Annotated in this window: 14 protein-coding genes; 10 read left to right on the forward strand and 4 right to left on the reverse strand. The window is 61.1% G+C overall.

Going from position 1 to position 18895, the window contains the following annotated elements; all coding sequences use genetic code 11:
* The first annotated feature begins 359 nt into the window (after window positions 1-359).
* Window positions 360-2537, forward strand: coding sequence for a 5'-nucleotidase C-terminal domain-containing protein (locus SOR61_RS04420; RefSeq protein WP_320611467.1), 2178 nt, complete (start codon window positions 360-362; stop codon window positions 2535-2537).
* A 144-nt stretch (window positions 2538-2681) separates the two neighbouring features.
* On the opposite strand, the gene SOR61_RS04425 is transcribed toward SOR61_RS04420, so the two are convergent.
* The 3 genes from SOR61_RS04425 to SOR61_RS04435 all read right to left on the reverse strand — a co-directional run bounded on the left by SOR61_RS04425 (window position 2682) and on the right by SOR61_RS04435 (window position 6865).
* Window positions 2682-3566 (reverse strand): endonuclease NucS domain-containing protein, encoded by an 885-nt coding sequence (locus tag SOR61_RS04425; protein ID WP_320611468.1) that lies wholly within the window; start codon window positions 3564-3566, stop codon window positions 2682-2684.
* Between the two features lie 138 nt (window positions 3567-3704).
* On the reverse strand, window positions 3705-6299 hold the full coding sequence (gene clpB, locus SOR61_RS04430; RefSeq protein ID WP_320611479.1) for an ATP-dependent chaperone ClpB: 2595 nt from the start codon (window positions 6297-6299) through the stop codon (window positions 3705-3707).
* Window positions 6300-6436: 137 nt separating this feature from the next.
* Complete coding sequence (locus SOR61_RS04435; protein WP_320611469.1) at window positions 6437-6865, reverse strand: Hsp20/alpha crystallin family protein; 429 nt, start codon at window positions 6863-6865, stop codon at window positions 6437-6439.
* A 375-nt stretch (window positions 6866-7240) separates the two neighbouring features.
* Between SOR61_RS04435 and SOR61_RS04440 the strand changes: the two genes are divergently transcribed.
* The 4 genes from SOR61_RS04440 to SOR61_RS04455 all read left to right on the forward strand — a co-directional run bounded on the left by SOR61_RS04440 (window position 7241) and on the right by SOR61_RS04455 (window position 11909).
* Complete coding sequence (locus SOR61_RS04440) at window positions 7241-8440, forward strand: pyridoxal phosphate-dependent aminotransferase (protein ID WP_320611470.1); 1200 nt, start codon at window positions 7241-7243, stop codon at window positions 8438-8440.
* 181 nt (window positions 8441-8621) lie between these two features.
* Window positions 8622-9317 (forward strand): response regulator transcription factor, encoded by a 696-nt coding sequence (locus SOR61_RS04445; protein WP_320611471.1) that lies wholly within the window; start codon window positions 8622-8624, stop codon window positions 9315-9317.
* Window positions 9314-11350, forward strand: a complete 2037-nt coding sequence (locus SOR61_RS04450; protein WP_320611472.1) for a sensor histidine kinase — start codon at window positions 9314-9316, stop codon at window positions 11348-11350. Before SOR61_RS04445 ends, SOR61_RS04450 begins: the two co-directional genes overlap by 4 nt.
* Window positions 11351-11444: 94 nt before the next feature.
* Window positions 11445-11909, forward strand: coding sequence for a small multi-drug export protein (locus SOR61_RS04455; protein WP_320611473.1), 465 nt, complete (start codon window positions 11445-11447; stop codon window positions 11907-11909).
* Window positions 11910-11979: 70 nt separating this feature from the next.
* Here SOR61_RS04455 and SOR61_RS04460 read toward each other — a convergent pair whose 3' ends face one another.
* Window positions 11980-13350: a uracil-xanthine permease family protein gene (locus SOR61_RS04460; RefSeq protein WP_320611474.1), complete on the reverse strand. Its 1371-nt coding sequence runs from the start codon at window positions 13348-13350 to the stop codon at window positions 11980-11982.
* 312 nt (window positions 13351-13662) lie between these two features.
* On the opposite strand from SOR61_RS04460, the gene spoIID reads away from it, so the two are divergent.
* The 5 genes from spoIID to mnmE all read left to right on the forward strand — a co-directional run bounded on the left by spoIID (window position 13663) and on the right by mnmE (window position 18843).
* A complete protein-coding gene (spoIID, locus tag SOR61_RS04465) occupies window positions 13663-14625 on the forward strand; it encodes a stage II sporulation protein D (protein ID WP_320611475.1) in 963 nt (320 codons plus the stop codon).
* A 183-nt stretch (window positions 14626-14808) separates the two neighbouring features.
* Window positions 14809-15315 (forward strand): hypothetical protein, encoded by a 507-nt coding sequence (locus SOR61_RS04470; RefSeq protein ID WP_320611476.1) that lies wholly within the window; start codon window positions 14809-14811, stop codon window positions 15313-15315.
* A 74-nt stretch (window positions 15316-15389) separates the two neighbouring features.
* Window positions 15390-15629, forward strand: a complete 240-nt coding sequence (locus SOR61_RS10235) for a PF20097 family protein (RefSeq protein ID WP_407066505.1) — start codon at window positions 15390-15392, stop codon at window positions 15627-15629.
* 270 nt (window positions 15630-15899) lie between these two features.
* Window positions 15900-17300: an NAD(P)/FAD-dependent oxidoreductase gene (locus tag SOR61_RS04475; protein ID WP_320611477.1), complete on the forward strand. Its 1401-nt coding sequence runs from the start codon at window positions 15900-15902 to the stop codon at window positions 17298-17300.
* Window positions 17301-17451: 151 nt separating this feature from the next.
* A complete protein-coding gene (gene mnmE, locus SOR61_RS04480; protein WP_320611478.1) occupies window positions 17452-18843 on the forward strand; it encodes a tRNA uridine-5-carboxymethylaminomethyl(34) synthesis GTPase MnmE in 1392 nt (463 codons plus the stop codon).
* The last annotated feature ends 52 nt before the right edge of the window (window positions 18844-18895 follow it).

The following is an 18895-nucleotide window of genomic DNA, read 5'->3' on the forward strand; positions in this document are numbered from 1 at the left end:
CCGCTATATCCACTTTTATAACTATGAACGTATCCAGTTAAAAACCGGAGAGGCACCGCTGGCGCGGCGCCTCTCCACCTAAAACTTATTTTTCCTACCAGGGCGCTTTTTGTACTGTCCGCACAATTTGGAGCAGTTCACCTTGGGGCAGGCGCTTGGTTTATGTTGCCAAATTGTTTCGATTTTTTACCACGATTTTACGCATTTTGTCACAGAAATGGTGGCAAAGAGCGGAAAGATAGGGTATAATGGGCCCAAAGTCTGGGGACAGCGTGAGCGGCTGGTCCCCAGCGCACCACCGGCCGGCGGACCCATGGTTCCTGCCGCTGGCCGGAATCTATGATAATGGAGGATTTTCTATGAAAAAGACGTGGAACAAGTTTGCCGCTCTTTTCCTGACGCTGGTGATGGCCGTGTCCCTGGTGGTGCCGGCCGGCGCCGCAGGAAGCACGGAAGAGGACCTGACCGGTCATATCGTCATTCTCCACACCAACGATGTCCATGGCGGCATCGGCGGGTATGCGTCCGTGGCGGCGCTGAAGCAGGCCTATGAAGAGGCCGGCGCTTACACCCTTCTGGTGGACGCCGGCGACTTTATCCAGGGCGACCCCACGGTGAGCGTCTCCAAGGGCGAGACCGCTGTGGAGCTCATGAACATGGCAGGCTATGACGTGGCTGTGCCCGGCAACCATGAGTTTGACTATGGCTATGAGAACCTGAAGGCCCGGGAAGCCCAGGCTGAGTTCCCCTTCCTGGCTGCCAACGTGGCCTATGAGGGAGAGGCTGCCATGGGTGTCAACACCACCTTCACCACCAACGACGGCACCAAGGTGGGTGTGTTCGGCGTGACCACCCCCGAGACCGCCACCAAGGCCCACCCCGACAAGATCAAGGGCGTGACCTTCCTGGCAGAGCAGGAACTCTTTGACTGCGCACAGAAGCAGGTGGACGCCCTGACGGCAGAGGGCTGCGACCTGATCATCGCCCTGGGCCACCTGGGCATCGACGCCGAGTCCAAAGGCAACCGCTCTGTGGACCTGCTGGCCAACGTCAACGGCATTGACGTGTTCATCGACGGCCACTCCCACTCCACCCTGGAAGACATCCAGGCAGTGACCAATGAAACCTGCACCGTGAACGGTGCGCTGCTCACCTCCACCGGCACCAAGCTGGAGAACGTGGGCGTGGTGGACATCGCACCCGAAGGCACCTGCGAAGCCTCCAACGTGGCCGTGAGCGACCTGAACGCCGTGGAAGGCTTCAAGCCCAACGCACAGGTGAAGGCCCGTGCTGAGGCCATCCAGAAGCAGATCGACGAGGAGTACGGCACCGTGTTCGCCAAGACCGAAGTGGACCTGGACGGCGAAAAGGCCCATGTCCGCACCGGCGAGACCAACCTGGGTAACCTCATCTGCGACGCTATGCTGTGGCAGGCCAACACCCTGGGTGAAAAGGTGGACGTGGCTGTGACCAACGGCGGCGGCATCCGCGCCAGCATCCCCAAGGGAGATATCACCAAGAAGGACATCAACACCGTTCTGCCCTTCGGCAACACCCTGTACATCGTGAAGGTGACCGGCGCTGAGCTGCTGGAAGCCCTGGAAGCCTCCACCTACTGCACCCCCGAGGCTGTGGGCGGCTTCCCCCAGGTGGCTGGTCTGGAGTTCACCATCAACACCGGCGCTCCCTTTGCCACCACCGGGAACTATCCCGACTCCACCTATGGTAAGCCCGACGCCATCAACCGGGTCACCATCCAGACCATCGGCGGCGTGGCCTTCGACCCCAACGAGACCTACACCGTGGTGACCAACGACTTTATGGGCGCCGGCGGCGACACCTACTATGCCTTCAAGGCTTCTCCCGTGGGCTATGACCTGGGTCAGCCCCTGGATGAAGTGGTCATGGATTACATCACCGGCGAACTGAAGGGCGTGGTGCCCGCTGGCCGCTACGGCGAGAGCGGCGACCGCATCCACACCATCAACTACACCGACGTGCTGGCAGGGGACTGGTTCTCCGGCGCTGTGACCTATGTGACCCTCACCGGTCTCATGAACGGCACCGAGAACAACACCTTCCAGCCCAACAGCAACCTGAACCGGGCCATGATGGCCACCGTCCTCTACCGGATGGCAGGCTCTCCCGAGGTCACCGGAGACAATCCCTTCACCGATGTGCCCGGCGACACCTGGTACACCAACGCTGTTCTGTGGGCCTCTCAGAATGAGATCACCAACGGCACCGGGAAGGACACCTTCAGCCCCATGGAGCCTCTGACCCGTGAGCAGCTGGCCACCTTCTTCTATCGGTTTGCCCAGTATGACAGCGTCGATCCTGTGGAGCCTCCCGCAGAGGACAACCTGGGCGGCTTTACCGACGCAGACCAGATCTCCGAATATGCTGTGGAAGCCATGAGATGGGCTGTGAAGGAAGGGCTGCTCCAGGGCAGCAACTCAGCTCTCACCCCCAAGGCTACCGCAACCCGCGCTGAGGTGGCTACCATCCTCATGCGCTATACCTCCGACGCAGTCTGAGCCCTGCTGAGGATGGGTACATAAAAAAGGAACCCAGAGAAAAAGCGCAGCGGGCGGAACCTTCCGCCCGCTGCGCTCTTCTACCAAATGAAGTAAACCCCCGATCCAGCATGTTTCATTGCCGGGTCGGGGGCTTGCATATCCTCAGTGAATGTTCCACAGACTTTTTAAACGGTGGATGGTAAACTGCCACTTTCCGCTGGTAGGACGACAAACGGTGTTTTGATTGCCGAAGAAGCCGGTTTCTTTTACGGCCTGATTGATGGGGACGGTTTTGATCCAGCGGACGGGGACCACATATTCTGCCAGCTCGGGGTTATTTTCCTCGTAAAAGTAGGTGCCTTTCAAAGCCAGGGATTTCATGGGGACGGGTTCCCCGTCCACGGATAGAACAGCGTGACTGGCCTGGATCATTTCACCGGATACCAGACCAACGCCTACGTATCCTGTGTGAGGAATGTTGACCCAGACCCGGCTGAGGAGCCGGTCCTCTCCGTGGCGGAAGATTTGGAAAAAGAGAATGTTGATGTCCACATTGTAGGTTTGCCGCAGATACTGGATGATGTGTTCGGTCCCGTCGTCCATCTTTGCGGCTACGATGACCATTTTTACTTTCTGATTGACCGATTCTTCATCCAGCGGGACCCCAAACTTGTTTTGGTAGGCGGTGTCCAGGGTGGTAGAAGAGGAGAGGTAATGCTGGGTGTACGAGAGATAAATCTGGGCGATCTCTTCCGGCTGTTTCTCCGCCATATAGGAGGCGTACTCAATGACCTGGGCGGTCACTTCCCGGGGGGTCAGGTCTCGCTTTAGTTCCACGACCACCAGGTCTGCGTCCCGGTCTATGCACAGCAGATCCAGGTATTTTCCGTTGGGGGTTGCTACTTGACGGCCGATGACCAGCCAGTCGGGATTGAGCAGAGAGATATTATCCTGGAGAACGTCCTCCAGCTCCCGCTCGCTGAGCAGGGAAGCGGTGTCCAGGGGCTTGTTTTGGCCGAGAGACCATAAAACTTGGGAGAGGGCCATTTTGTCACATCCAATCTCAAGAGATAGGACCAGGATACCACAGATTTATCCCATTTCCAATAAGTTACAAAAAAATTCCCCCTGTCCGCAGCAAGTCGGACAGGGGGGCGTTTTATGGTTGTATCGGGCAGGGGAAGGTCATTCCACCACCAGCTCGCCGCCCACGCAGTCCACGGTGAGGGTGGTGCCGGGCAGGACCTCGTCGGCGATCATCTTCCGGCCCACCAGGGTCTCCACGGTGTGCTGGAGGAACCGGCGCAGGGGACGGGCGCCATAGAGGGGATCGTACCCGTTGTCGATGACGTAGGTCTTGGCGGCGTCGGTGAGGACCACTTTCAGCTGCTTGTCTTCCAGACGGCGGTTCAGGCCGGCAATGAGCAGGTCCACAATGGAGGTGATGTTCTCCTTGGTGAGGGGCTTATAGCAGACCACCTCATCCAGACGGTTGAGGAACTCCGGACGGAAGGACTGCTTCAGCAGGTGGTCCACCTGGACCTTGGCCTCGTCGGAGATCTCACCCTGGTCGTTGATGCCCTCCAGCAGGTACTGGGAGCCCAGGTTGGAGGTGAGGATCAGGATGGTGTTCTTAAAGTCCACAGTGCGGCCCTGAGAGTCGGTGATCCGGCCGTCGTCCAGCACCTGGAGCAGAATGTTGAACACGTCGGGATGGGCCTTCTCCACCTCGTCGAAGAGGACCACGGAGTAGGGCTTGCGGCGGACGGCTTCGGTGAGCTGGCCGCCCTCCTCGTACCCCACGTAGCCGGGAGGAGCACCGATGAGCCGGGACACGGAGAACTTCTCCATGTACTCGGACATATCAATGCGCACCAGATTGCGCTCGCTGTCAAAGAGGGCCTCGGCCAGGGTCTTGGCCAGCTCGGTCTTGCCCACGCCGGTGGGGCCTAAGAACAGGAAGGAGCCAATGGGCTTATCCGGGTCGGCGATGCCGGCGCGGCTGCGGAGGATGGCCTCGGACACCAGGCGCACGGCCTCGTCCTGGCCCACCACCCGCTGGTGGAGGATGTCTTCCAGATGGAGGAGTTTTTCCCGTTCGCCCTCCATAAGGCGGGCCACGGGGATACTGGTCCACCGCTCGATGATCCGGGCGATCTCCTCTTCGGTGACCTTATCCCGCAGCAGGGACCGGGCCTTGCTCTGGGCGGCGATCTGCTCCTCCTCTTCCAGGGCCTTCTTCAGGGCGGGGATCTTACCGTATTGGAGCTCTGCGGCCTTGTTCAGGTCGTAAGCTCTCTGGGCCTGCTCCAGCTGGGCGTTGGCCGCTTCCAGGTCGGCCCGCAGCTGCTGGACCTTGCCAATGGCATCCTTTTCGTTGTCCCACTGGGCTTTTTTGGCCTTGAACTCCTCCCGCATGTCCGACAGTTCCTTCTGGATTTCCGCCAGATGCTCCTGGGAGAGGGCGTCGGTCTCCTTTTTCAGGGCGGCCTCTTCGATCTCGTGCTGGATGATCTTCCGCTGGATCTCGTCCAGTTCCGTGGGCATGGAGTCGATCTCCGTGCGGATGAGGGCGCAGGCCTCGTCCACCAGGTCGATGGCCTTGTCCGGCAGGAAGCGGTCGGTGATATACCGGTTGGACAAAGTGGCGGCGGCGATGATGGCGCCGTCCTGGATCTTCACCCCGTGGAAGACCTCATAGCGCTCTTTCAGACCACGGAGGATGGCAATGGTATCCTCTACGGTGGGCTCATTTACCATCACCGGCTGGAACCGCCGCTCCAGAGCGGCGTCCTTCTCGATGTACTGGCGGTACTCGTTTAAGGTGGTGGCGCCGATGCAGTGGAGCTCACCTCTGGCCAGCATGGGCTTTAACAGGTTACCGGCGTCCATGGCGCCCTCGGTCTTTCCGGCGCCCACAATGGTGTGCAGCTCGTCGATGAAGAGGATGATCTTGCCCTCGGACTTTTTGACCTCGTTCAGAACGGCTTTCAGCCGTTCTTCAAATTCGCCCCGGTACTTGGCACCGGCCACCAGAGAGCCCATATCCAGGGCAAAGATGGTCTTTTCCTTCAGGGAGGCGGGCACGTCTCCCTTCACGATGCGCTGAGCCAGGCCCTCGGCGATGGCGGTTTTGCCCACGCCGGGCTCGCCGATGAGGACGGGGTTGTTCTTGGACTTCCGGGAGAGGATGCGAATGACGTTTCGGATCTCATCGTCTCGTCCGATCACCGGGTCCAGCTTGTTCTGCCGGGCCCGTTCCACCAGGTCGGACCCGTACTTTTTCAGGGCGTCGTAGGTCTCCTCCGGGTTGTCGGAGGTCACCCGCTGGTTGCCCCGCACGGAGGACAGGGCCTTGAGGGCTCCTTCCCGGGTGATCCGGTAGTCGGAGAAGAGCTTGGACAGGTCGCGGTCGGCGGTGTCCAGCAGGGCCAGGAAGAGGTGTTCCACGGAGATGAAGTCATCCTTCATCTCGGCGGCCACCTGCTCGGCCCGGGTGAGGGTTTTGTCGGTTTCGGTGGAAATGTAGATCTTTCCGGCTTCATGGCCGGAGGAGGAGACCCGGGGCTGGCGCTCCATCCGGTCCCGGGCAGCAGCCAGGAAGGAGGGAAGGGTCACGCCCATTCCAGCCAGCAGCTGGGGGATGAGACCGGCCTCGTCAGACAGCAGAGCCCACAGCAGGTGGATCTGCTCCATCTGAGGGTTGCCGTACTCCTGGGACAGACTCTGGGCGGAGCGGATGGCCTCGGCGGATTTTTGGGTGAGTTTTTCAGGGTTCAGCATGGAAAGTCAGCTCCTTTCAGTAAGGGGTTGTGATTGTGGTCAGGCAGGGGAACAGGGCGCCGGCAAGCGCCGGCGCCCTGCCCTTGAGAGAGGGTTATCTGTTTGAGAAAGAGAGAGAAACGGGAGAGAGCGGCTCAGCCGATGGCGATCTGACGGCTCTCGGGAATGACCGGGGTCTGCTTGGGCAGAACCAGCTCCAGGATCCCGTTGTTGTAGGTGGCGGTGATGGCGGACTCGTTGATGCCGGAGACATCAAAGGTCCGGGCGAAGGAACCGTACCGGCGCTCCCGGCGGATGTATTCGCCCTTGGCGTTCTTTTCTTCGTCCTGCTCTTTGTGCTCTGCCTTGATGGTGAGGATGCCCTCCTTCAGCTCCAGGCTAATATCTTCTTTGTTGAAGCCGGGCAGCTCAGCCTCCAGCAGGAACTTGTCGCCCTGGTCCCGGATGTCCGTACGGAAGGCGGGCAGGGTAGCGGCGGTGTTGCCGAAGAACTTCTTCTCGAAGTTGTCAAACAGGTTAAACATGTTGTCATCGCGACGATCAAAAGGAAGCATACCGAACATAATAAAATCTCCTTTTCTTCTATTTCGGGCCGTTGACCGACCGAGGCCGGACCGGCGGGTTTTACAAGATTTGTTTGCAGTCAATGGGGAAGAGTGCTGGCCGGCTTCCCGGCTTCTCTGGGCCATCTCCTGTCTACGCTGGATATCCTACTGCGATTTTATGAATAATCTTAGCGATAAATGTGTCTAAATTGTAAACATTAGCAGTCTATGCGATAGAGTGCTAAAAATGTGGGCGTTGCGTTTCCCCGGTGGGATTGGTATAATAAGGGGCAAAGCCATCCGGCGGGATTGCCGGAGCAAAGAGAACAGACGCTTGCCTTTTGGCCCCGGGTCCCCGGCTGCGCAGAAGGCGGAGACGAGGAGGACGGAACAATGGCAAGATTCGCAGAGAAAATGGTACAGCTGGGCACCGAACGCTCGGAGATCCGGGAGGCCTTTGCGTTTGCCCAGGCCCGGGCAGCGGAAGTGGGTCCCGACAAGGTGGATGACTTCTCCATCGGCAACCCCAGCGTGCCTGCCCCCAAGCAGGTAGGGGATCTGGTGAAGGAACTGGTGGACGCCGCCGACCCGGTGCAGCTCCACGGCTACACCCCGGCCCAGGGAGATGGCCAGGTGCGCAAGGCCCTGGCAGACGACCTGAACCGCCGGTATGGTACCGACTACGACGGGGACTGCTTCTACCTGACCGCCGGTGCGGCGGCGGGTCTGCGCATTGTCCTGAGCGCCCTGGGGTGCCCGGGGGATGCGTTTGTGACCATGGCCCCCTACTTCCCGGAGTATAAGGTGTTTGTGGAGAGCGCCGGATGCACCCTGGTCCCGGTGCCCGCCGACCTGGAGGACTTCCAGATCGACTTTGCTGCCTTCCAGGCAGCCCTGACCCCCCAGACCAAGGCCGTCATCATCAACAGCCCCAACAACCCCACCGGGGTGGTCTATTCCCAGGCGACCATTGAGAAGCTGGCCCAGACCCTGGAAGAAAAGTCCCAGGAGTATGGCCACACCATTTACCTCATCTCTGACGAGCCCTACCGGGAGATCGTCTACGGAGAAGAGCCTCTGCCCTGGGTGCCTTCTTATTATGCCAATACCCTGGTGTGTTATTCTTATAGTAAGTCCCTTTCCCTGCCTGGCCAGCGGATCGGCTATGTGCTGGTGCCCAAGTGCGCAGAGGGCTTTGGAGAGCTCTATGCTGCTGTGTGCGGCGCAGGCCGGGCCCTGGGCTATGTGTGCGCCCCCAGCCTCTTCCAGTTCGTGGTGGCCCGGTGCACCGGCCAGACCGCGGACATCGGCATTTACCGGGAGAACCGGGACATTCTGCTGAACGCTCTGCGGGAGATGGGTTACACCTGCGCCCAGCCTGACGGCGCCTTCTACCTCTTCCCCCGGACCCTGGAGCCCGACGCCCATGCCTTCTGCCAGCGGGCCCGGAAGTATGACCTGGTGCTGGTGCCCGGCGACAGCTTCGGCTGCCCCGGCCACGTACGGATCTCCTACTGCGTGCCCACGGAGCAGATCCGCCGTTCTCTGGTGAAGTTCCAGAAGCTGGCGGAGGAATACGGCCTGGGGAAATAAGACAAGATCGCACTGTGTTTGCCCCCGTTCCCCCGCACCCATACCGGGTCCGGAGGAGCGGGGGCATTGTTTGGTTCAGGCGGGGAAAGGGGAGGAAGCCCTGCCTTAAACAATTCTTAAAGACTCCCTTCCTTGTTTCTTAAGATTCTTTTGGGTATCATAGCATCAGGAGGCGACGGGTATGTATAACATTTTGGTATGCGACGACGAAAAGGATATTGTATCGGCACTGACCATTTATCTCACCACCGGTGGGTATCAGGTCTTTCCCGCCTACAACGGGATCGAGGCCCTGTCCCTGCTGGAGAAAGAGGAGATCCACCTGGTGCTGCTGGATATTATGATGCCCCAGATGGACGGCATGACCGCCATGGGGAAGATCCGGGAGCGCTCCAACGTGCCGGTCATTCTGCTCACGGCCAAGTCCGAGGATACGGACAAGATCATGGGCCTGAACGAGGGGGCGGACGACTATATCACCAAGCCCTTTAATCCCGTGGAAGTGCTGGCCCGGGTGAAGTCCCAGCTGCGGCGCTATCTCCAGCTGGGGGGCGGGTCGGTGAAGCCCGCCGCGGTGCGCATCGGGGGGATCACCCTGGACGACCGGGCCAAGGAGGTCACCCTGGACGGAGAGCCGGTCTCCCTCACCCCCCGGGAGTATGATATCCTCCGGCTGCTCATGCAGAGTCCGGGAACGGTGTTTTCCCCCAAACGGATCTACCGGTCTGTGTGGGGGGAGGAGCCCTACGGGGTGGAGAATGCCGTGGCCGTCCATATCCGTCACCTGCGGGAAAAACTGGAGATCAATCCCTCGGACCCCCGCTATATTAAAGTGGTCTGGGGCCAGGGATATAAGATGGAAGGAGGAAAGCCATGAGATCCAACACAGGGAAACGATGGGTCACGGGGCTGCTTTTTGTGCTCTGCGTCGCCTCGTTTACCGCCAGTATCATGGGCCTTCTCCGGGTGAGCTGGCTGGCCGGCCGGAATGCCTACCAGTGGGACGGCCGGGACCAGGTGATAAACCAGACCGCCCAAGAGCTCATTCGCGCGGAACTGCGAGAGATTGAGGCCTATTACCTGGATTCCCGAGGAACGGACGATACCTACTGGGCCAACCGGTACACCGCAGACGCCAGCTTTTTCTTTGACATCAAGGACAGCAGCGGGAAAGTCCTGCTGGAAAGCAAGGAGAAGGGGGACTATCTGGCCAGAGATACCACCTCCGTTGTCGTGTCGGAGCCCGACAAGGTAGAGACCAAGACCCAGACCTTTTCCAGCCTGGAGGAGGGACGGCTGGAAGTGGAAAAACTGGAGGCGACTTACGACCAGGTGAACTATTCCGTGGAGGAGCTGGCCCCGGGAGAACTCTCCTCTGCCAACGGTTCCCGCTACCGCATCACCATGGATTGCATCACCCACGGGGAGACCAAGACGGTCCTGTTCACCGGGTACATTCGCAGCGGATTTGGCTCATCCGACCAGATCGGGGCTAAACTCATCCAGGCAGAATCTTTGTACTTCTATCGGTATGAGCTGCTGGTCCTGACCCTGGGCGGCGCGGCCCTGGGCTTTGTGACCCTGGCCCTGCTGCTGCGGCGCACCGGGCGGCCCCAGGAAGAAGGGACCGTTACCCTGTCCGGAGCGGAGAAGGCCATTCCCCTGGATGTGCAGCTCTTTGCGGGCGCCGTAGCCGGGCTGTGTCTGGTGGCCCTGGGCGGGAAGGATTGGGACATCACGGCCCTGGGGGTGTCTGCCCTCTTCCTGGCGCTGGGCGGGGCGGTGCTGCTGCTGACCCTGCTCTCCTTTGTCCGGCAGAAGCGGGCAGGGACCTGCCGGGAGAACCTGCTCTGTCTCCGGCTGGCCAGACCCCTTGTCCGCCGGTTCCCCCGGCTCAAGGAAAAGGCAGGGGGCGTGCTTGGGAAGCTGCCCCTGTTCTGGGGGGCGGCCCTGGGCTTTGGCCTGTGCTGCTTCCTGGAGGGGCTCTGTATCCTGGATATCCACGGGGCCGGCCCCTTCTTCTGGTTTGTGACGAAAGGGGCGGAGGGCTGCCTGCTCATCTATCTGGTGCTCTCCCTGCGCACCCTGCAGGAGGGCGGGGAGAAGCTGGCCGCCGGGGATCTCCACTATAAGGTCCCCCTGGAAAAACTCAAGTGGGACTTCCGGTCCCACGGGGAGAACCTGAACAGCATCCGGGAATCCATCCAGAAGGCGGTGGAGGAACAGATGAAGTCCGAGCGGATGAAGACCGAGCTCATCACCAACGTCTCCCACGACATCAAGACCCCCCTCACCTCCATTGTGAACTACGTGGACCTGATGAAAAAAGAGGAGATGCCCAACGAAAAGACCAAGGAATATCTGGAGGTGCTGGACCGGCAGTCCGCCCGCCTGAAGAAGCTCACGGAGGACCTGGTGGAGGCGTCCAAGGCATCCACAGGCAACATCACGGTGAACTTCCAGCGCACGGACGTGAACGTATTGCTCTCCCAGTGCGCCGGAGAGTATCAGGAGCGCCTGAAGAAGAAGGTGCTGGATCTGGTCCTTACCCCGGCGGAGGGGGCCCCGGCCATCTCCGCAGACGGACGGTTGCTGTGGCGGGTGTTTGAGAACCTCCTGAGCAACATTGAAAAGTACGCCATGGAGGGGACCCGGGTCTACCTCACCTGTGAGAAACGGGAGGACCGGGTAGAGATCCTCTTCCGGAACATTTCCGCCGATCCCCTGAACATCTCTGCCGACGAGCTCATGGAGCGGTTCGTCCGGGGAGACAGCTCCCGAAACACCGAGGGCAGCGGCCTGGGCCTGTCCATTGCCCGGAGCCTCACCCAGCTCCAGCGAGGGACCTTCCGGCTGTCCATCGATGGAGACCTCTTCAAGGCTGCCCTGTCCTTCCCTCTGCTGGGATAAAAGTGGACGAACGGCTTAGACTTTGCTATAATAACGCTGCCGGGGCGGGAAAGTCCGCCCCGGCAGCGTTACTTTGCGAAGAAGGAGGCATCCCATGGGAGAGTCTTTGTTGTTGGAAAGTGCGGCCACCATGGGGGTTGCCATGGTGCCGGTGCTGGAGCTGCGGGGTGCCATCCCCTTTGGTCTGGCGGCGGGTCTGCCCCCTGGGCTGGCCTACCTCACGGCGGTCATCGGCAACATGGTGCCGGTGCCGGCCATCATGCTCTTCATCCGCCATCTGTTCCGCTGGCTGCGTCAGCGGCCCTGGTGGGGCCGGAAGATCGACTGGATCGAGACCCGGGCCCATTTGAAAGGGCGGATGGTGCGGAAATACCGGATCTTCGGCCTGGTGGTGCTGGTGGCGGTCCCCCTGCCCGGCACGGGAGCCTGGACAGGGGCGCTGGTGGCGGCCCTGCTGCGGATCCGGATGCAGATCGCCCTGCCCGCCATTTTTGTGGGGGTGCTCATCGCCGGGGGCATCGTCACCGGCCTGTCTCTGGGGGTCATCTCCCTGTTTTAACGAAACCAGAAAACCCCATGGGTCTCCGGGCTGGAGATCCATGGGGTTCGTTTGTTTTGCAAAGGGAAGGTCAATACCGGCCCAGGTCGGAGGAGGTGTCCCCCTTCAGGTCGGTGCCGAACTCGTAGTCCTTACCGGGGAGGACGGCGTTGAGGAGGATGCCAACCAGCGCGCCCACGGCCAGGCCGGTGAGCTTCACGGGGCCCAGCGCCAGGGCACCGGCGGTGGAGTAGGCGATGCCGATGGACAGGACCATGATGAGGGCGGCAATGATGACGTTGCGGCTCTTGGTGAAGTCCACCCGGTTTTCTACCACGTTACGCACGCCCACGGCAGAGATCATACCGTAGAGCACCAGGGAGACGCCGCCGCAGGTGGCCTGAGGCATGGCGGTGACCAGGGCAGCAAACTTGGGGCAGAAGGAGAAGAGGATGGCCAGACCGGCGGCGATGCGGATGACCCGGGGGTCATAGACCCGGGAGAGGGCCAGCACGCCGGTGTTCTCGCCGTAGGTGGTGTTGGCCGGCGCCCCGAACAGGGAGGCCAGGGAGGTGGCCAGGCCGTCGCCCAGGAGGGTGCGGTGCAGGCCGGGGTCCTGGACGTAGTTTCTGCCGCAGGTGGAGGAGATGGCGCACATGTCGCCGATGTGCTCCACCATGGTGGCGATGGCGATGGGGAGGATGGTGATGACGGCGGAGACCAGCAGAGCGGAGTCCGGGTCATGGCTCAGCAGGTAAAAGACGGTGTCCTCGCCGGCAAAGGGCAGGCCGATCCAGGGGGCAGCTGTTACCTGAGTGAAGTCCACGTTTCCGGTGAGGGCGGCGGCCACATAGCTGGCGATGACGCCCAGGAGGATGGGGATGATCTTGATCATGCCCTTGCCCCAGATGTTGGCGATGATGACCACCAGGATGGCCACCAGGGCGATCCACCAGTGGGTGGCGCAGTTTTCCACGGCGGACTTACTGAGGGTCAGGCCGATGGAGATGATGATGGGGCCGGTGACGATGGGGGGGAAGAAGGCCATGACCCGCTTGGCGCCAAAGACCTTAAAGAGGGCGGAGAGCACCAGGTAGAGCAGGCCCGCGCAGGCCACGCCGAAGCAGGCGTAGGGGAGCATCTCTGTGTTGGCCACGGTGGGGTTGCCGCCGGCGTCCGGGAGCTTGGGGGCGATGGCGGCGTAGCCGCCCAGGAAGGCGAAGCTGGAGCCCAGGAAGGCGGGGACCTTACCTTTGCTCAGCAGGTGGAACAGCAGGGTACCCAGCCCGGCAAAGAGGAGGGTTGCCGAAACCGACAGACCGGTGAGGGCGGGGACCAGCACGGTGGCGCCGAACATGGCGAACATGTGCTGGAAGCCCAGCACCAGCATCCGGGGTTTTCCCAGGGTGCGGGCGTCGTAGACGGGCTGGGTGCCAATGGCGGCGTTTGCTTCGTTGGCCATAGTGGGATCACGTCTCCTTTTCTCGATTCTCTCTTTTGTGCGGAAAAAATTCCATCCTTATACCAATACCAGAAAAAACGGACAATTTCAATAGGAAAGGGCATGTCCGGGAGAAATACCACGTTTTCCCGGAAAACGAGGTGAGGCGGCAGGAAAGATGGGATGGGGTTTTCCTTGACGGAACGGGGGAAGAGAGGCTATACTAACCATACAAAAAAAGGATCGGAGCGCCGGTGCCCGCCGGCTTCTTTTTTTATGGGACCCGGTGCGCAGCCGGCCCGGCGGCGGGATGGCGGAAAGGAGGAGTCCCCTGTGAGAAAGGTGATCGTGGTGGCGCTGATTCTGGCGGCGCTCATCTTTTTGCTGCCCATGCTGCTGCGGCAGGAGAAGAGCCCCGGGGAAGAGGAGCTGACCCTGCCCGAGAGCGGCCATACCCTGTCCATCCTGGTGGACGGACAGGTGCAGGAGATGGACTTGAACGAATATCTGTGGGGCGTGGTGGCAGCGGAGATGCCCGCGTCCTTTGAGCAGGAGGCGCTGAAGGCCCAGGCGGTGGCCGCCCGGACTTACGCCCTGAATAAGGCGGGCAAATCCCGGAACCACCCCCAGGCGGACCTGTGCACCGACTACGCCTGCTGCCAGGCATGGATCTCCCGGGAGAAGGCCCGGGCAAACTGGGGAGACAAGGCTGTAGCCTACAGCAACAAGATCACCAAAGCCGTGGCGGAGACGGGAACCAAGGTGATCCTCTACAATGGGCAGATGATCGACGCCGTGTTCCACTCCTCTTCCAGCCACGCCACCAAGGACGCAGTGGAGGTCTGGGGCAACAGCGTGCCCTATTTGAAGAGCGTCTCCTCCCCGGAAGGGGAAGAGGTCCCCAACTTCAACAGTGAAGTGACCATGTCCCCCCAGGAACTGAAGGACGCAGTTTTGAAAGCCTATCCCGAGGCAGTCCTGGAGGGGGACCCGGCGGGCTGGATCGGAGAGACCATCACCACCCCGGAAGGGGGCGTGCAGACCATGGTGATCGGCGGTGTCACCATCACCGGGGCCCAGGCCCGGCAGATCTTCTCCCAGCGCTCGGCCAGTTTTACCGTTGCCCTGAAGGACGGAAACTTTGTCTTTTCCGTGGCGGGCTTTGGCCACGGGGTGGGCATGAGCCAGTACGGGGCGGACGCCATGGCCAAGGAGGGCAAGACCTATCAGGAGATCCTGTCCCATTACTACACAGGGGTGACCGTGGAGGACTGCCCCGCAGAGGCATTGCCCTGACAGAAGGAGACACCCGGTCCGGACCATTGTGTTCCGGTCCGGGTTTTTGTTTGGGGACAGGGGCTTGCAATTATGGCCCGGGTCTGCAATAATTTGAGGGATCATAACGACTACATAAGATATAGGAAACGGACCAGCGGCTGCGCTGCGAGACGTTTGCTGGATACAGGACAGGAGGCAGCCATGATCGACGTAATTTTATGGGATATTGACGGGACACTGCTGGATTTTCCGGCCTCAGAGCGCCATGCGCTCCAGCAGTGCTTTGCGGACTTTGGCTTGGGCCCCTGTCCGGAGGATCGGGTAGCGCGCTACTCGGTTCTGAACCTCAGCTACTGGAAGCGGCTGGAGCGGGGGGAGATCACCAAACCCCAGCTTTTGACCCAGCGGTTCCAGGAGTTTTTCCAGAGCGAGGGCATCACGCCCCCGGACTACGCCGCCTTTAACGCGGCCTACCAGTACCAGCTGGGGGAGACCATCCTCTTCCTGGACAACGGCTACGACCTGGTGAAGGAGATGAAGGACCGGGGGCTGCGGCGCAGCCATCCCCTGCTGCTGGTACAACCCCGCCGGAGAGGCAAAACCCCCGGAGCTGGACATCCGCTATACCATCTCTCACCTGTCTCAGCTGCGGGACATCATAGGAACGAGCCGGGGATGGTAAAAAGCGGCGAGCCCCTGGTATCATAAATGAGGAAACGTTGACGCAATCAACCGGACGGGATATATGCAATATAAAAGAGCGTATCGGGAGAGGAATGACTATGAAGAACTGTCCCTATTGCGGTAAGGCCATGCGCAGAGGACAACTATTTGCCCCTCGCTCCAGTGCCGTCTATTGGCTTCCGGAAGATGCCAAGCTGAAGGGATGGGTCGTTTCAACGAAACGGATCAATGAAAGTGGCGGCGAGGTTTTAGGTGAGGCGTCCCAATATGGGTTTATCGCCAAGAGCCGAATGGTCACGTATCATTGTAAAGCATGCAACTGTTTCATTTCTTTTTAGCATCAATGAAGCGTTGCCGGTTTGCTGTGCTTATGGGTGGATCAATAAGAGCGGGTAGCTTGCTGCGGCAGCGCAAGCCACCCACTCTTATTTGCATAGAGCGGACGCCAGCAGTATTTTGGTGGGCGCTACGCTGCCTCGTGCCAACGCCTTGTGTGGGAGTGGTAAAAAAGATGGATTCCCTCTTGACAAGTAGACATGTTTTGATATAATAAATTGGTTTGTCTTTTTACAGACAGCACAAATATTGAAAAAAGGGAACGGATCATCATGTTGAAAACCTACGATGCAGCCATCCTGGGCTGCGGCGAGGCGGGCGTGTTTGCCGGCTATGAACTGATTCGCCGCAACCCTGGAATGAAAGTACTGATTGTGGACCAGGGACAGGATATCTATCACCGGAGCTGTCCCATTGTGGCGGGAAAGGTGAAGGAGTGCATCCACTGCAAGGTCTGTCACACCATGTGCGGCTTTGGCGGCGCGGGGGCTTTCTCCGACGGAAAGTATAACTTTACCACGGCCTTCGGCGGCTGGCTCACCGACTTCATCCCCGAGAAAGAAGTCATGGAGCTCATTGACTACGTGGACGAGATCAACATCGCCCACGGCGCCACCCGGGAAGTCTACTCCACCGAGACTCCCCAGGCCCAGGCCCTGCGGAAGCGGGCTTTGGAGTCCGACCTCCACCTGCTGCAGGCCCGGGTTAAGCACCTGGGAACCGAAAACAACCTGCGCATCCTCACCAACATCTATGAGGACCTGCGCAAGGACATTACCTTCCAGTTCAACACCAGCGTAACGGCCATCCGTCCCCAGGAAGGCGGCTACCTCATGGAGACCGCCGACGGGGATCAGTTCCTCTCCAAATACCTGATCGCAGCCCCCGGCCGGTCCGGCGCGGAGTGGTTTGCCAACCAGTGCCGCCAGCTGGGCCTGCCCATGACCAACAACCAGATCGACATCGGTGTGCGCGTGGAGCTGCCCGCCCTGGTCTTTGAACACATCACCGACGTGGTCTATGAGTCCAAGCTCATCTACCGCACCAAGCAGTACGGCGACCAGGTCCGCACCTTCTGCATGAACCCCTACGGCCATGTGGTCTCGGAGAACGTGGAGGGCATCCACACCGTCAACGGCCACAGCTACTCCGACCCCAAGCTCCGCAGCGAGAACACCAACTTCGCGCTCTTAGTCTCCAACCACTTCACGGAGCCGTTCAACGAGCCGTATCGCTACGGCAAGCACATCGCCTCTCTCTCCAACATGCTGGCCGGCGGCGTGCTGGTCCAGCGCTTCGGCGATTTGATCCGCGGCGTGCGCTCCAACGCCCACCGCATGAGCAAGTCCACCACGCACCCCACCCTGACTGCCGCCGTCCCCGGCGACCTGTCCCTGGCCCTGCCCAAGCGGCAGCTGGACGACATCATTGAGATGATCTACGCCCTGGACAAGCTGGCCCCCGGCACCGCCAACTACGACACCCTGCTCTACGGCGCTGAGGTCAAGTTCTACTCCGCCCGCCTGAAGCTCACCAGCGACCTGGAGACGCCGCTGAAGAACTTCTTCGCCGCCGGCGACGGGGCCGGCATCACCCGCGGCCTGGCCCAGGCCGGCGCCTCCGGCGTCCGTGCCGCCCGCGCCATCGCCAAGCGCATCGAGGAAGAGGGCTGAGACGCCGTTTTTTCCGTTCATTTCCGGCCGCCCCAACATCCGGGCGGCCGGTTTTGCACATTATCCACAGAGTTTTCCACATCCCTTCCACAGGGGGTGGAAAACTGCTTCTTCGTTACTTCTCAAATGGATCGAATAGGAGGGCCAGCCCATGTCCGAACTCATTGCAGCCATCGCCACCCCGCCCGGAACCGGCGGAGTGGGGATCCTTCGTCTCTCCGGCCCCGGCGCGGCCCAGGCCGCCGCGCACATTTTCCAGCCCCTCGGCAAAACGCCGCTTTCTGAGGCGCCCGACCGCCAGCTGCTCTATGGCCGGGTCTTTGACCAAGCGGGAGATCTGCTGGATACCGGTCTGGCCTTCGTCAGCCGCGCCCCCCACAGCTACACCGGGGAGGAGACGGCAGAGATCCAATGCCACGGCTCCCCCGTGGTCCTCTCCCTGGCCCTGGACGCCCTCTGTGCCGCCGGGGCACGCCTGGCCCGGCCCGGCGAATTCACCCAGCGGGCCTTTCTCAACGGCAAGCTGGACCTGACCCAGGCCGAGGCCGTCATCGACCTCATCGACGCCGAGACCCCCGCCGCCGCCCGGCAGGCCGCCGGGCAGCTAAACGGGGCGCTTTCCCGCCAGATCGACGGCATCTACTCTGCCCTGACCGATCTCATGGCCCATTTCTGCGCCGTGTTAGACTATCCCGACGAGGACATCGACCCCTTCCAGGCCGAACAAATGGGACAGATCCTCGCCCGGCAGGAAGCGGCGCTGCAAGCGCTCCTGGCCACCAGCCGCCGGGGGACGCTGCTCCATCAGGGCATCACCTGCGTTTTGATCGGCCGCCCCAACGCAGGCAAGTCCTCCCTGCTCAACGCCCTGGCGGGGTATGAGCGGGCCATCGTCACGAACATCCCCGGCACCACCCGCGACACCGTCGAGACCAAAGTCACCCTGGGCGGGTACCTCTTCCGCCTCGTTGACACCGCGGGCCTGCGGGACAGCGACGACCCCATCGAGCAGCTGGGCGTGGCCCGCAGCCGCCAGGCCCTGGCCGAGGCCGATCTGGTCCTGGCCGTGTGCGACGGCACCCAGCCCCTGACCGAAGAGGATCACGACCTGCTCCGCGAGGCCCTGGCCCAGGCGGATACCATCCTGCTGGCCAACAAGCGGGACCTGACCGACTTTACTCTGCCCCAGCCCGCCGCCAACGATGCCCCGAACACCCTGACCGTCATCCCCCTCAGCGCCAAGACGGGGGACGGCCTGGACACCTTAGAGACCACCCTGGCCCGGCGGGCCGAGACCCTCCTCCCCCAGGCGGCCCAGTCCGCCGCCGGGGAACTGCTCACCAACCAGCGCCAGATCCAGGCGGCCCAGCGGGCCTTGGACGGCGTGACCCACGCCAAAGACGCCCTCGACCTGGGCATGACCCCCGACGCCCTTCTCACCGACGTGGAAGCCGCCCTGGAAGCCCTGGGCGAGCTGACCGGCCGCACCGTCCGGGAGGATATCACCGCCCGCATCTTCTCCCGCTTCTGCGTGGGGAAATGAGGGGAAACACCAAAGTGGTGCAGTTTAGTGTGATTTTTTCAGAAAAAGTCCT

It is taken from the genome of Evtepia sp. (assembly GCF_034090835.1).
In the GTDB taxonomy this organism is placed as follows: domain Bacteria; phylum Bacillota; class Clostridia; order Oscillospirales; family Oscillospiraceae; genus Evtepia.